This is a genomic window from Hymenobacter edaphi (genome assembly GCF_003258365.1).
Taxonomy (GTDB): domain Bacteria; phylum Bacteroidota; class Bacteroidia; order Cytophagales; family Hymenobacteraceae; genus Solirubrum; species Solirubrum edaphi.
On the sequence record NZ_QHKM01000007.1, the window covers coordinates 223,903 to 237,814 of the forward strand.

The window sequence follows — 13,912 nt, forward strand, 5'->3', positions numbered from 1 at the left end:
GGGCTGTGCGGCTAGTTGCGCCGGATCATGTCGGCCACGGCCTGCACCCACTGCGGGTGCGAGTTCAGCGAGGGCACCAGTTGCCAATGGGCGCCGCCGGCCTGCTCAAACATTTCCTTGAACTCCTCGCCCACTTCGATGGTGGTTTCCAGGCAATCGGCCACAAAGGCGGGGCTGAAGGCCAGCACGTTCTTGATGCCCTTGCCCGGCAGGGTCTTGAGCACCTCGTCGGTGTAGGGCTGCAGCCACGGGTCGCGCAGGCGGCTTTGCAGGCGGCTCTGGAAGGTGGTGGTGTACTGCTCGGGGCCGAGGCCCAGGGCCGTGGCCAGCTGCCGCGACGTCTCGAAGCACTGCGCCCGGTAGCAGTAGCGGTTGTTTTTGTTGTAGCTGTTGCAGCACGAGCCCAGCTTGCAGTAGCCCTTGTGGCTGCCCTTCAGCACGTGGCGCTCCGGAATGCCGTGGTAGCTGAACACCACGTGGTCGTAGTCGCGCTTGGCCATTTCGGCCTTGCCCAGCGTGGCGAAGGTGCCGATAAAGCCCGGGTCGTCCACGAACGTGCTGATAAAGCTGATGCTCGGCACCACCCACCAGTCCTTCACGATATCCATCACCTTTTCCTGCACCGAGCCGGTGCTGGCCGCCGCGTACTGCGGAAACAAAGGCAGCACGATGATGCGGTCCACGGCCGCGTCGCGCAGCTGCTGCAGCGCCGCCTCGATGCTCGGGTTCTGGTAGCGCATCCCGAAGGCCACGAGGTAGTCCTTGCCCAGCGTTTCCTGCACCAGCTTCTGCAGATCGAGGCCGTGGTAGAGCAGCGGGGAGCCGCGCTCATCCCAGAGCTGCTGGTAGATCTTGGCCGACTTGGGGGCGCGCAGCGGCACCACCAAGCCCTGAAACAGCGGGTAGCGCAGCGCCGCGGGCATGTCGATGACGCGGGCGTCGGTCAGAAACTCGTTGAGGTAGCGGCGCACGTCGGAGGTGCTCGGCGAATCGGGCGTGCCGAGGTTGACGAGCAGCACGCCGGTGCGGCCTTTGGAGGAAGTGGGAGAAGCGGGCATAAGCGGGAAAGCAGCGCGTCGAATAGGACGAAGTCGGGCCGGCGCGTTGGATTGCAGATACAAAGGTAGGCCCGCTAAAGTTTGAGCCTGGCACCCATTTGCTGGCGACACCAGCTGATTTTCGTCAGGCTTTGCGCGGCCGGCTACTCCCCGGCCCCGATAATCTGCCGGAGCACCGCGGCCAGCGGCTCGAAGCTGGTAATGGTCGTCACGCGGGCATCCGGGCACTCGGCGCCGAACCGGTTCAGCCACACCGGCCGGATGCCCGCGGCCCGGGCGCCCAGCACGTCGGCCGTCCAGTTGTCCCCGACGAGCACTGCTTCCTCGGGCCGGGCGCCGAGCTGCGCCAGCGCCACCTGGAAGATGCGCGGGTCGGGCTTGGTCACGCCCACGGCCTCGGAGGTGATGAGCGCGTCCACCAGATGCGCCAGGCCCAGAAACTGCAGCTTGTCCTGCTGCTCCGCCGTGCGGTTGTTGGTCACGATGCCGATGCGGTACTGCGGTTTCAGCGCCTCCAGCAGGGCCTGGGCGCCGGCCACCGGCTGGCGCAGGCGGCGGTAGTGCCCGTAGTGAAACGCGGCAAAGGCCTCGGCCGCGGCGTCGTCGGCAAAGGCCTGATAGGGAGCCAGCAGCCGCTGAAACCGTAGGCGCCGGGCTTCCTCGTAGCCGAACTCCCCGGCCAGCACCCGCGGGTGCATTTCCTCCAGAATGGCGCTGTAGCGCTGGTACAGCTCGTTTATTTCGATTGATTCCGCCCAGGCAAACGGCGCGGTGCTGGCCGTGAGGGCCGCCCGGGCCGTGGCGGCATGGTCGAACAGCGTGTCGTCGAGGTCGAAGAGGACGGTGGTCAGGGGCATAGCGCCGCAAAAGTAAGCTGAGGGCTCTGGCCCGAACCCCAGCCGGCGCCCGCGCGGCGCCGGTAGCCGCCGCCGCTACCCGGGTGGCTACCGTAGCCACTCGGGTAGCGGCGGCGGCTACCAAGAAAGCTAACGCCGCCACTGCGGTGGCTTCGTTGGCAGTCGGAGTGCCCACCAAAACGACCCGGGTAGCCGCCGCCGCTACCTGAGCCGCCAAGCCAGCTACCCGAGTGGCCACAGCGTTAGCCCGAGTACCTTCGCCGGGTACCCGAGTGGGGTCGGCCCCCACTCGGGTACCCGGCGAAGGTACTCGGGCTAACGGCCCGGGCTATGGCGGCAATCCGTAGCCACCGCCTGGGTAGCTGCGTAAGCCCCTATTATTCAGCCCATGCTGCCGATGCGGCCCGAAAGCCGTACCTTTGTGCCCCTTAACGCATTACCTCCCGTGACTACCGACCCCAAACCGCACCGCGCCGGCTTCGTGAGCATCATCGGCAAGCCCAACGTGGGCAAGTCCACGCTGATGAACGTGCTGGTCGGTGAGCGGCTCAGCATCATCACCAGCAAGGCCCAGACCACGCGCCACCGCATCCTGGGCATTCTGAATGGCCCCGATTTCCAGCTCGTCTACTCCGATACGCCCGGCATCATTCAGCCGAAGTACGAGCTGCAGTCGGCCATGATGTCGTTCGTGTACTCCTCGCTGGAAGACGCCGACGTGATTTTGTTCGTGACGGACATCTACGAGAAGCACGACGAAGAGCCCGTGGTGGAACGCCTGCGCCGCTCCGAAGTGCCCATTTTGCTGCTCATCAACAAAATCGACCAGGCCACGCAGGAAGAGGTGGAGGCCAAAATGGCCTACTGGCGCGAGCAGATGCCCAACGCCGCCGAAATCATCCCGATTTCGGCCCTGAACGCCTTCAACACCGAGCAGGTGTTCAACCACATCCTCGACCGCCTGCCCGTTCACGAAGCTTTTTACCCGAAGGACGAACTGACCGACAAGCCGGAGCGTTTCTTCGCCTCGGAGATGATCCGCGAGAAAATCTTCAAGCTCTACAAGAAGGAGGTGCCCTACAGCACCGAAGTGGTCATTGAGGAGTTCAAGGAAGACGACGCCATCATCCGCATCCGCGGCATCATCTACACCGAGCGCGCCTCCCAAAAGGGCATTATCATCGGCCAGGGTGGCGCCGCTTTGAAGAAAGTCGGCACCTGGGCGCGGGAGGAGATGGAGAAGTTCTTCCAGAAAAAAGTGTTCCTGGAGCTGCACGTCAAAGTCAACGAAAACTGGCGCGCCGACCCGAAAATGCTCAACCGCTTCGGCTACCGGCCGGAGTAGCTTTTGAGCTATGAGACGGTAAGACATGAGAAGTAAGACGGACGGCTCCTTTCGATGGGAGCGTTGCTGATATCCGTCTCATGTCTCACCGTCTCATAGTCGCACTTCTTACCAATTCCGACCCACCATCAACTTAACTACCCCGGGCACTGCCGCACATGGTCGGAGCGGCGGCTGGGGTCAGCACCATGCAGAATACCATTGCAATTGTGGGCCGCCCCAACGTGGGCAAGTCCACCCTGTTCAACCGCCTGGTCGGCGAACGGAAAGCCATCATGGACAACCAGTCCGGCGTCACGCGTGACCGGCACTACGGCTACGGCGACTGGACCGGCAAATACTTCACCGTCATCGACACCGGCGGCTACGTGGTGGGTTCCGACGACGTGTTCGAAGAAGGCATCCGCAAGCAGGTGAAGCTGGCCATCGACGAGGCCGACGTGGTCCTGTTCATGGTCGACGTAGACGCCGGCCTGCACCCGCTCGACGAGGAATTTGCCAACGTGCTGCGCCGCTACCAGGACAAGAAGCCCATCTACTTGGTGGCCAACAAGGCCGACTCGACGCAGCGCTTCCAGGCGGCCGGCGAGTTTTACGCCCTCGGCATCGGCACCGGCGACATTTTTCCCATCAGCTCGCAGTCGGGCTCCGGCACCGGCGAACTGCTCGACGCGGTCATCAGCCACTTCGCGGAGGAAGGCGTGGAAGACCCCGACGCGGGCATTCCGCGCATCTCGGTAATGGGCCGCCCGAACGTGGGTAAGTCCTCGCTGGTAAACGTGCTGCTGGGCGAGGAGCGCAGCATCGTGACGGACATTGCCGGCACCACTCGCGACGCTATTCACACCCGCTACAACGCCTTTGGCAACGAGTTCATCCTCATCGACACCGCCGGCCTGCGCCGCAAAGCCCGCGTCGACGAAGACATCGAGTTCTACTCCAACCTTCGCTCCCTGCGGGCCATGGAGGAGTCCGACGTGGTTATCGTGATGCTGGACGCCACCCGCGGCATCGAGTCGCAGGACGTGAACATCATCGGCCTGGCCGACCGCAACCGCAAGGGCATCGTCATCCTGGTCAACAAGTGGGATTTGATCGAGAACAAGGAATCGAACACCGCCAAGGAGTTTGAGGACAAGATCTACGACATGATCAAGCCCATCAAGTACCCGCCCATCATCTTCACCTCAGCCCTCACCAAGCAGCGCGTGCACAAGGCCATCGAGACGGTGATGGAGGTGTATGAGAACAAGCGCAAGAAAGTACCGACCTCGGAGCTGAACGAGGTGATGCTGCGCGAAATCGAGGCGTACCCGCCGCCCTCCACCAAGGGCAAGATGGTGCGCATCAAGTACGTGACGCAGCTGCCCACGCACAACCCGGTCTTCGCCTTCTTCTGCAACCTGCCGCAGTACGTGAAGGAGTCGTACACCCGCTACCTGGAGAACCGCCTGCGCGAGCATTTCGACTTCAGCGGCGTGCCCATCGGCATCGTGTATCGCAAAAAGTAAGCGCAGCGGCCGGTGATGATTCACTGATAGCACTGATGCGGAACAAGAAAACCCGAATAGAAAAAATATTTTTTCTATTCGGGTTTTTAATTTTAAAGCTGTTTGTCAATGACTTATGGTTGTGAAATCAGCGGCATCAGCGAATTATCAGGGCAATCGGCGGTTCGGGCGGGTTACCTGAGCGGGGTGCGGGTATAAAGCTTCAGATTTCGCTGCTGCAAGGCGGGGGAAGCTGAAAAAAGAAAACTCAACTCCATTTTCTCCACACCAACTTACCATGAAAAAGGTTCTGTTCCTCGCCCTGGCCGCTGCTTCGTTCTCCTTCGCTTCGTGCGACAGCAAGACCGAAAACGCTCAAGAAAACACCGCTGACGCCGTAGAAAACACCGGCGAGCAGAAGGCTGACGCCATGGAAGAGCAGGCTGACGCCGTACGTGACTCGGCCGATGCTAAGGCTGACGCCATCGAAGACGCTGCTGATGCCAACCCGAGCCAGGCTACCCCGGCTCCCGCTACGACCCCGGCTCAGTAATTATAGCCGGCTCCGGACTTCGGTCCTGGCAGCCAGAAAGGGCGCCCCGCACTGTGCGGGGCGCCCTTTTGTTTTGTCCGGTGATGAGTAGCTGGCAGACGGCTGGCCGGCTGTTCCGGGCCGAAAAACGAACAACCAAAAACGAGTAACGCCAGTTCAGGCGCCCAGCCGCCGCTGCAGCAGCCCGTCGACGACGTGTACCAGCTTCTTGGGCGGGTAGGTGCGCCAGGGCAGCTCGTCCAGCTGCCCGCCGAAGTTGACGTAGCTGTCGATGTTGTACTGGCGCATTTCGCGGGCTACGTGCTCCTGAAAGTTCACGGCCGCAATCCAGCCCTCCTCCGCGTCCTCAAACCATTCCTCGTAGTAGGAATCGTCGGAGCCGTGAAAGTTGAACACGTTTTCGCCGATGAGGATGAATTTGCGGATGCCCTCGTGCACCATCGGGTCGATGATCTGCCGCTTGAGCTGCATGATGTCGTTTTCGATGGCGTCGTTCCACTCGCCGATAAACTCGATGACGGCCACGTGCTCGTCGTAGTCGACGAAGAGAATCTTCAGGAACAGCGTGTCCGACTCCATCCCGTCCCACTGCGGGTGAATGAAGTAGCCGTAGATGGTATTGACGTAGCTGTCGAGGTTGTTTTCGGCCCCGTAGAGCGGGGAACGTTCGTCCTCGGAAGCCTGGTACTGCTCCAGCCAGGCGTAGTGGGGTTCGATGGTGTGCATAGCTCAGGCGTTGGCGGCCGCTGGAAAGATAACCGCGCTTTCTGGGTAACGCATAGCGCAGGACAGCGTTCCGGCGCTGAGCCATCCGTGCGCAAAAAAAAGAACGCGCCGTTAAAGGCGCGTTCTGTGGCAAGCCGCTAATGGAGTTGATTTACTGCCCGTTGTGCGCCGCCAGCGCAGCCCGAACCGAGCCGTGCCGCTGCAGCAGCTCCGCCGCCTTATCCTGCTCGATACCCAATTCGTCCATCAGCATCCGTTCCCCGCGGTCCACCAGCTTGGCGTTGGTGAGCTGCATGTCCACCATCTTGTTGCCCTTCACCCGGCCCAGCCGGATCATGGTGGCGGTGCTGAGCATATTCAGCGCCAGCTTCTGGGCGGTGCCGGCCTTCATGCGGGTGCTGCCGGTCACGAACTCCGGCCCCGTCACCACTTCCACCGGAAACTCGGCCGCCGCTGCCACCTTGGAGCCCGCGTTGCACACGATACAGCCGGTGGTCAGGCCGTGCTGCCGGGCCTGCTCCAGCCCGCCGATGACGTAGGGCGTGCGGCCCGAGGCGGCAATGCCCACCACCACGTCCTTGGCGTTGATGTCGTGGGCCGATAGGTCGCGCCAGGCCTGCTCGGCGTCGTCCTCGGCGTTTTCCACAGCTTTGCGGATGGCCGAGTCGCCGCCGGCAATGAGGCCCACCACCAAGCCCTGCGGCACCCCGAAGGTGGGCGGGCACTCCGAGGCGTCGAGGATGCCCAGCCGCCCGCTGGTGCCCGCGCCGATGTAGAACAGCCGGCCACCCTCGCGCAGCCGGGCCACGGTGGCTTCGATCAGCGCCTCCAGCTGCGGCAGGGCCTTCTGCACGGCCAGCGGCACGGTCTGGTCGAGCTGGTTCATGCCTGCCAGCAGCTGGGTGGTGGACAGGGTTTCGAGGTTGTCGAAGAGCGAGGCAGTTTCGGTGGTGCTCATTGCTTGGGGTGGGTGTGGGGTTGGATTGTTGGGAAAACCGCGCCGTAAGCGTCGTAGCGCGAACTTTGTAGTTCGCGTATCCTGAACGACTCGTTGAACAGCAGCCGTTGAACTCGTTCCATGACAACCGTGCTGGATACGCGAACTACAAAGTTCGCGCTACGACGTGGGCGACCCGGTTTTCAAACGTCCGACGACGTAGAACTTATCGAGCACGTTTACGGTGTGGGGGGCGTCTTTTTCCAGCTCGGCGGTCAGGTCTTGGCCAGCCCAGTGTTCGTAGTGGTTGCCGCGGCGCCAGAGGCGGGAGCTGGTTACGTCGTAGATCAGCCCGCGGTAGGCAAACCAGATTTCGTCCCGGTCCTGCCCGTTGCGCAGGGCCAGCTGGTGCCTGGAATACTCCGGCAAAGCCTCTACGGGCTGCCCGTCGGCGGTGCTCGGCTCGTGCGGAATCCCGGAGTCTTCGGCCATTATTGATTACTAATTCTCAATTATTAATTACCCTAACAAAGCCTGCGTCAGAATCCAACGGTTGGGCAGGTCGCCCTGGGCGGCGCGCAGGTAGTCCTGGTAGCTGCAGGGCACGATGCGGCGCACGGAGTGGTCGGCCATGCTTTCCACTTCCATCCACCACTTCTCGGTGCGCTTGGCCTTGTAGAACACCAGCTTGGCCGGGTTGCCCGGCAGCCCCACGGCGTAGCGGATAAAGCGGCGGCTCTGGAAGTCGGTTTCGTAGCGGCGGTGGTAGTAGCCCTCCACGAAGTACCAGAGCATGGTAGCGGCCGTGGAAGCGGCCAGGCCCAGCAGGTCGTGGTCGGGGCGGTAGCCGTAGAGGCCGATGCTGGTGAGCTGGTCGTTGTGGCCGGCGTACCAGCACAGCTGGGAGGCTTCCTCGGCGGTGAGGCCGAAGGGGGAGGCGGGCAGGTAGCCCGGAAACTCCGGCCAGCGCAGGGCCATCAGGTCGAAGCTGATCAGGTCGGCCTGGCGCAGCAGCGGCTCGGCCTGGCGCACGTCGTCCCGGATCTGGCCCAGCCGCAGGGTCTCGAAGTGCAGCTTTTCCAGCGCGGCCAGCACGCTCGTGGGCACTAGGTACTGCTGATGGGCCAGCTGGCCGAAGTTGAAGAGGAAGTTGGGCTCGTGCATCAGGATGCGGCGCAGGTGGCTGTCCTCGGCCGGCACGCCGGCTTCCTCCACCATGTCCACCCGCGCGTCGATGCAGGTCAGGCTCACGGCGCGGTCCAGGGTTTCGTAGGCCAGAAACTGCCCGATGTCGAGGTCGTGGGAGCCGCCGAGCAGGATGGGCACCGTTTTTTCTTCCAGCAAGGCCGCCACGATTTCGCGCAGCCGCAGGTACGTATCTTCCAGCGTCAGGCCGTTGCGCAGGTTGCCCAGATCCACCAGGCGGCAGGGGCCGGTGCCGCGCTGCAGCTGGTAGAAGCGCGGCCGGATGGCGTCGGGGGCGGAGGCGGCGGGCGTGCCGGCGGCGCTGCCCCGCCACTCATTCAGGCCGATAATGGCCAGATCGGCCCCGCGCCAGTCGGGAAACGTATCCACGAAGCGCGCGACGTGGGCGCCCAAAGTCGTACCGGAGCCGGCGGGCACATCGTCGGTGAGCGGGTCGAAGAACAGGGCCAGATTCATAGCGGAGGTGGCTGCCGCGGCGCAGGTGCCCGCGGAGGCGTAGGTCAAAACTACTCAAAAAGCCCGCCCTACGTATGAAGCTTAAAGCGCCTTAATAGGCTTTGCGCCGAAAAATCCATTTATTTCACCAGCTTTTCCCTCCCGAATTCCGCTCCCATGCAAGCTCCCCGCCGCGCTTTTGATATTCTGCCGTACCAGTTGGCCACCGCTCCCAAGGCCGACTGCCTCGCCGCCAAGCGCAACGGCGAGTGGCAGAAATGGAGCACCCAGCAGGTGCTGGACTCCGTGAACCTCGTCAGCCTGGGTTTGCGCCAGGTTGGTATCGGCAAGGACGATAAGGTGGCCATCATCTCGATGAACCGCCCCGAGTGGCTGTACGCCGACTTCGGCATCTCCCAGCTCGGCGCCGTGACGGTGCCCATGTACCCCACCATCACCACCGAGGACTACAAGTACATCTTCGCCGATGCGGGCGTAAAAGCCGTGTTCGTGGCCAACCAGGAGCTGTACGACAAGGTGAAGGAGGCCACCGCCAGCCTGAATATCCCCGACGACCACATCTTCACCTTCGACAAAATCAGCGGCGGCCGACCGTTCGAAGACCTGCTGGCCCTGGGCAAGAAAGGCAACGTGGCCGACCTGGAGCCCCTGCGCGCCGCCGTGCAGCCCGACGACCTGCTCACCCTGATTTACACCTCGGGCACCACCGGCTCGCCCAAGGGCGTGATGCTCACCCACGACAACATCCTGAGCAACTGCCGCAGCTCCCAGTCCTTCGTGCCCGTCACCAAGGACGACTCGGCCCTCAGCTTCCTGCCGCTCTGCCACATTTTCGAGCGGATGGTGACCTACCTCTACATGATCAACGGCGTGAGCATCTACTACGCCGAGAGCATGGAAACCATTGCCGACAACCTGCGCGAGGTACACCCCAACATCTTCACCACCGTCCCGCGCCTGCTCGAAAAAGTCTACGACAAGATTGTGGCGAAGGGCCACGAACTGACGGGCGTGAAAAAGCAGCTGTTTTTCTGGGCCCTGAACCTGGGCCTGGAGTACGACACGCAGCAGGACAAGGGCTTTTTCTACAACACCCAGCTCAAGCTGGCCCGCAAGCTCATCTTCTCGAAGTGGCAGGAGGCGCTGGGCGGCAACATCCGCGTCATCGTCTCGGGCGGCGGGGCCCTGCAGCCGCGCCTGGCCCGGGTGTTCTGGGCCGCCGGCATCCGCGTGATGGAAGGCTACGGCCTCACCGAAACCTCGCCGGTTATTGCCGTGGGCGGCTTCGAGCCGGAGAATAACCTCATCGGCACCGTGGGCCCGCTCATCGACAACATGGAAGTCAAGATTGCCGCCGACGGCGAAATCCTGACCAAGTCGGCCTCGGTGATGAAGGGCTACTACAACAAGCCCGAGCTGACGGCCGAAGCCATCGACAAGGACGGCTGGTTCCACACCGGCGACATCGGCGAGTTCGTGAACGGCCGCTTCCTCAAGATTACCGACCGCAAAAAGGAGATGTTCAAGACCTCCGGCGGCAAGTACGTGGCCCCGCAGGTTATCGAAGGCAAGCTGAAAGAGTCGCCGCTCATCGAGCAGGCCATGGTGGTGGGCGACGGGCAGAAATTCCCCGCCGTGCTGCTGGTCCCCGCCTTCGACGAGCTGAAAAGCTGGTGCAAGCGCAACAACGTGCCCGTGAACGGCTCCAACGAGGAGCTGGTGAAAAACGAGCAGGTGCAGAAGATGTTCCACGATCTGGTAACGAAGTACAACAAGAGCTTCGCGCAGTGGGAACAGGTGAAAAAGGAGGCCTTGCTGCCCAAGCTCTGGACCGTAGAATCGGGCGAGATGACGCCGACCATGAAGGTCAAGCGCAAAGTCATCAGCGAAAACAACAAGGAGGTAATCAATAGCCTCTACAACTCCGATTCGCAGCGGTAAGCGGTTGTTGAAATAGGAACGACAAAACCAGAACGTCATTCCGAGCGCAGCCGAGGAATCTCGCGTGCTGATGTTGGATAGTAATTCTCTAGTTAGAAAGTTGCTCCCGGACATCAGTACGCGAGATTCTTCGCTTTGCTCAGACTGACTTACTGCTTTCGGTAGGGTTTGGTCGTTCAACGAGAAGACTACTATCGAGCGAGATGTCTCCACTTCGCTCGACATGACGTTCAAAATTGAAGCTCGTCCAGTCATCAGGTGAGTGCTCCATCACTCGCCGGCGGAACGCGTCTGATAATTTTTTCGTAAACTAGTATGCAAGCATAACATATTTGCGTACGTTTACCGGACATCGACCCCGAGATGAGACCCGAAGAAACCGTTGACTACAACATCAAAGTGGCTTGGCACGCCATTTCGCGCATGTACAATGTGCAGGCCGCCAAGCACGACATCACCACCAGCATCGGCTTCGTGCTGCTGAACATCGACCAGGAAAACGGCACGCCCGCGACCAAAATCGCGCCGCTGCTGGGCCTGGAAACCCGCTCCCTGACGCGCATTCTGCGCTCCATGGAGGAGAAGGGCTTGATCTACAAGCAGGCCGATCAGCAGGACAAACGCTCGGTACGCATCTTCCTGACCGAAGAAGGGCTGAAGAAGAAGGAAGTGTCGCGGCAGACGGTGCGGCAGTTCAACCAGAAGATCCGGGAAAAAGTACCCGCCGAGCAGCTGGAGGTGTTTTTCCGGGTGGTCGGCCAGATCAACGGGCTGATCGATAACAAGAGCATTTTCGAGGGCTTCAAGGTGAAACCGCTGAAGCCGGTCAGTAAATAAGCCGGGCTGCTGGGCGCGTGGGGTAAGCCCGCGCACTGAGTAGCTCGGTTATTGATTTTCAACCATTCCCACTCATTCACTTTTTCAGAGAATGAATCGCACCATCAAGAAAGTAGCGGTCCTGGGTTCCGGGGTAATGGGCTCGCGCATTGCGGCTCACTTCGCCAACATCGGGGTACAGGTACTGCTGCTCGACATCGCGCCGAAGGAGCTGCTGCCTGCGGAAGAAGCCAAGGGCCTGAAGCTGGACTCGCCGGCGGTGAAAAACCGCATCGTCAATGCCTCGCTCGACGCGGCGGTGAAGGCCAACCCTTCGCCCCTGTACCGCAAAGCCGACGTGAGCCGCATTAAAACCGGCAACTTCGACGACAACCTCAAGGACATTGCCAGCTGCGACTGGACCATCGAGGTAGTGGTGGAGCGGCTCGACATCAAGAAGAGTTTGTTTGAGCGGGTGGAGCAGTACCGCAAGCCCGGCACGATCATCACCTCCAACACCAGCGGCATCCCGATTCATTTGATGACGGAAGGCCGCTCCGCGGACTTCAGGAAGCACTTTTGCGGCACGCACTTTTTCAACCCGCCGCGCTACCTGAAGCTGCTGGAAATCATTCCGACCCCGGATACGGATCAGTCGGTAGTGGATTTCCTGATGCACTACGGCGACCTGTACCTAGGCAAGACCACCGTGCTGGCCAAGGACACGCCCGCGTTTATTGCCAACCGCGTGGGCGTTTTCGCCATCATGGACGTGCTGCAGGTGATGCAGCAGCTAGGCATGACGGTGGAGGAAGTGGATAAGCTGACCGGCCCGGTTATCGGCCACGCCAAGTCGGCCACCTTCCGTACTTCGGATGTGGTGGGGCTGGATACACTGATGAACGTGGCCAACGGCCTGGCCCAGAACCTACCCCACGACGAAGCCCGGGACGCTTTCCAGCTGCCCGAGTTTCTCAAGAAAATGGGTGAGAACAAGTGGCTGGGCGACAAAACCGGCCAGGGATTCTACAAGAAAGTGAAGGGTGAAGGCGGCAAGTCGGAAATTCAGGCGCTGGACCTCACCACGCTGGAGTACAAGCCCAGCCAGAAGGTGAAGTTTGCCACCCTGGAGACGACCAAGGCCATCGAGAAGCTGGCCGACCGCTTCAAGGTGCTGGTGGCTGGCAAGGACAAAGCCGGGGACTTCTACCGCAAGACCTTCGCCGGGCTGTTCGCCTACGTGTCGAACCGCATTCCGGAAATCACCGACGCGCTCTACAAAATCGACGACGCCCTGCGCGCCGGCTTCGGCTGGGACATGGGCCCGTTTGAGACCTGGGACGCGCTGGGCGTGCAAAAAGGGCTGGAGCTGGCCCAGGCCGAAGGCAAAACCGTGGCCCCGTGGGTGCAGGAAATGCTGGCCGCCGGCAACGCTTCCTTCTACAAGGTGAGCGAGCAGGGCGTGAAGCAGTTCTACGACATTGAAACCAAGGCTTACAAAGCCATTCCGGGCGTCGAGAACTTCGTGGTGCTCGACAACCTGCGCGCTTCGGGCAAGGTGGTGTGGAAAAACTCGGGCGCTTCGGTTATCGACCTCGGCGACGGAATTCTGAACGTGGAGTTCCACTCGAAGATGAACGCGCTGGGCTCCGACGTTATCCAGGGCCTGCTGAAAGGCGTGGAGCTGGCCGAAAAGGACTTCCGCGGCTTGGTGGTGGGCAACGACGCGCCGAACTTCTCGGCCGGCGCCAATCTGGGCCTCGTGTACATGTTCGCGCTGGAGCAGGACTACGACGAGCTGAACATGATGATTGCGCAGTTCCAGCAGGCCATGATGCGGATGCGCTACAGCAGCATCCCGGTGGTGGGTGCCCCCCACGGCCTCACCCTCGGCGGCGGCTGCGAGCTGAACCTGCACTGCGACAAAGTAGTGGCCGCCGCCGAAAGCTACATCGGCCTCGTGGAGTTCGGCGTAGGCCTGATTCCGGGCGGCGGCGGCTCCAAGGAAATGACCCTGCGCACCGCCCTCAAGTACGAAGAGGGTGAGCCGGAATACAACCTGCTGCGCAACGCGTTCATGACCATTGCCACCGCCAAGGTGTCGACCTCCGCCCACGAAGCCTTCGACCTGGGCTTCCTGCGCCGCGGCGACGAAGTGGTAGTCAACAGCAACCGCGTCATTGCCCAAGCCAAGGCTGCCGCCATCGAGCTGGCCGAGGACGGCTACACCATGCCGGTGCAACGCACCAACATCAAGGTGCACGGCCGCGGCGCGCTGGGCATGTTTATGACCGGCGTACACGCCATGCGCGTGGGCAACTACATTTCCGACCACGACCTGAAAATTGCCAACAAGCTGGCCTACATCATGTGCGGCGGCGACCTGTCGGCGCCCACGGAAGTATCGGAGCAGTACCTGCTGGATTTGGAGCGCGAAGCCTTCCTCTCGCTCTGCGGTGAGCGAAAAACCCTGGAGCGGATTCAGTCGATTCTGACCACTGGCAAGCCGTTGCGCAATTAGTAGTTG

12 protein-coding genes are annotated in these 13,912 nt (G+C 61.7%); 6 read left to right on the top strand and 6 right to left on the bottom strand.

Annotated elements, in window-relative coordinates; translation table 11 throughout:
• Positions 1-11: 11 nt before the first annotated feature.
• Entirely contained in the window at positions 12-1,058 is a 1,047-nt protein-coding gene (gene hemH / locus DLM85_RS19600) for a ferrochelatase (RefSeq protein ID WP_111479866.1), read from the bottom strand.
• Positions 1,059-1,201: 143 nt separating this feature from the next.
• Entirely contained in the window at positions 1,202-1,915 is a 714-nt protein-coding gene (locus DLM85_RS19605) for an HAD family hydrolase (protein ID WP_111479867.1), read from the bottom strand.
• Positions 1,916-2,360: 445 nt separating this feature from the next.
• Here DLM85_RS19605 and era point away from each other — a divergent pair, with 445 nt between their 5' ends.
• The 3 genes from era (at position 2,361) to DLM85_RS19620 (ending at position 5,303) form a co-directional block, all read left to right on the top strand.
• Positions 2,361-3,260 (top strand): GTPase Era, encoded by a 900-nt coding sequence (era, locus tag DLM85_RS19610; protein ID WP_243636054.1) that lies wholly within the window; start codon positions 2,361-2,363, stop codon positions 3,258-3,260.
• 188 nt (positions 3,261-3,448) lie between these two features.
• Positions 3,449-4,771 carry a ribosome biogenesis GTPase Der gene (der, locus tag DLM85_RS19615; protein WP_111479913.1) on the top strand — a complete coding sequence of 441 codons (1,323 nt, stop codon included), beginning with the start codon at positions 3,449-3,451 and terminating at the stop codon, positions 4,769-4,771.
• A 277-nt stretch (positions 4,772-5,048) separates the two neighbouring features.
• Positions 5,049-5,303, top strand: a complete 255-nt coding sequence (locus DLM85_RS19620; RefSeq protein WP_111479868.1) for a hypothetical protein — start codon at positions 5,049-5,051, stop codon at positions 5,301-5,303.
• Positions 5,304-5,459: 156 nt separating this feature from the next.
• On the opposite strand, the gene DLM85_RS19625 is transcribed toward DLM85_RS19620, so the two are convergent.
• The 4 genes from DLM85_RS19625 to DLM85_RS19640 form a co-directional block, all read right to left on the bottom strand.
• Complete coding sequence (locus DLM85_RS19625) at positions 5,460-6,029, bottom strand: hypothetical protein (RefSeq protein WP_111479869.1); 570 nt, start codon at positions 6,027-6,029, stop codon at positions 5,460-5,462.
• 151 nt (positions 6,030-6,180) lie between these two features.
• Positions 6,181-6,987: an N-acetylmuramic acid 6-phosphate etherase gene (murQ, locus tag DLM85_RS19630; RefSeq protein WP_111479870.1), complete on the bottom strand. Its 807-nt coding sequence runs from the start codon at positions 6,985-6,987 to the stop codon at positions 6,181-6,183.
• A 159-nt stretch (positions 6,988-7,146) separates the two neighbouring features.
• Positions 7,147-7,458, bottom strand: coding sequence for a cytochrome b5 domain-containing protein (locus DLM85_RS19635; protein ID WP_111479871.1), 312 nt, complete (start codon positions 7,456-7,458; stop codon positions 7,147-7,149).
• A 27-nt stretch (positions 7,459-7,485) separates the two neighbouring features.
• Entirely contained in the window at positions 7,486-8,676 is a 1,191-nt protein-coding gene (locus DLM85_RS19640; protein ID WP_243636056.1) for a formimidoylglutamase, read from the bottom strand.
• Positions 8,677-8,784: 108 nt separating this feature from the next.
• Here DLM85_RS19640 and DLM85_RS19645 point away from each other — a divergent pair, with 108 nt between their 5' ends.
• From DLM85_RS19645 to DLM85_RS19655, 3 genes are all read left to right on the top strand, one after another.
• Entirely contained in the window at positions 8,785-10,569 is a 1,785-nt protein-coding gene (locus tag DLM85_RS19645; RefSeq protein WP_111479872.1) for an AMP-dependent synthetase/ligase, read from the top strand.
• A gap of 363 nt (positions 10,570-10,932) precedes the next feature.
• Complete coding sequence (locus DLM85_RS19650; RefSeq protein WP_111479873.1) at positions 10,933-11,406, top strand: MarR family winged helix-turn-helix transcriptional regulator; 474 nt, start codon at positions 10,933-10,935, stop codon at positions 11,404-11,406.
• Between the two features lie 91 nt (positions 11,407-11,497).
• On the top strand, positions 11,498-13,906 hold the full coding sequence (locus DLM85_RS19655; RefSeq protein ID WP_111479874.1) for a 3-hydroxyacyl-CoA dehydrogenase/enoyl-CoA hydratase family protein: 2,409 nt from the start codon (positions 11,498-11,500) through the stop codon (positions 13,904-13,906).
• The last annotated feature ends 6 nt before the right edge of the window (positions 13,907-13,912 follow it).

Coding starts and splice junctions, on each gene's coding strand:
- DLM85_RS19605 (WP_111479867.1), bottom strand. CDS start 1,915: ATGCCCCTGACCACCGTCCTCTTCGACCTCGACGACACGCTGTTCGAC.
- hemH (WP_111479866.1), bottom strand. CDS start 1,058: ATGCCCGCTTCTCCCACTTCCTCCAAAGGCCGCACCGGCGTGCTGCTC.
- DLM85_RS19655 (WP_111479874.1), top strand. CDS start 11,498: ATGAATCGCACCATCAAGAAAGTAGCGGTCCTGGGTTCCGGGGTAATG.
- DLM85_RS19625 (WP_111479869.1), bottom strand. CDS start 6,029: ATGCACACCATCGAACCCCACTACGCCTGGCTGGAGCAGTACCAGGCT.
- der (WP_111479913.1), top strand. CDS start 3,449: ATGCAGAATACCATTGCAATTGTGGGCCGCCCCAACGTGGGCAAGTCC.
- DLM85_RS19650 (WP_111479873.1), top strand. CDS start 10,933: ATGAGACCCGAAGAAACCGTTGACTACAACATCAAAGTGGCTTGGCAC.
- DLM85_RS19635 (WP_111479871.1), bottom strand. CDS start 7,458: ATGGCCGAAGACTCCGGGATTCCGCACGAGCCGAGCACCGCCGACGGG.
- DLM85_RS19645 (WP_111479872.1), top strand. CDS start 8,785: ATGCAAGCTCCCCGCCGCGCTTTTGATATTCTGCCGTACCAGTTGGCC.
- murQ (WP_111479870.1), bottom strand. CDS start 6,987: ATGAGCACCACCGAAACTGCCTCGCTCTTCGACAACCTCGAAACCCTG.
- DLM85_RS19620 (WP_111479868.1), top strand. CDS start 5,049: ATGAAAAAGGTTCTGTTCCTCGCCCTGGCCGCTGCTTCGTTCTCCTTC.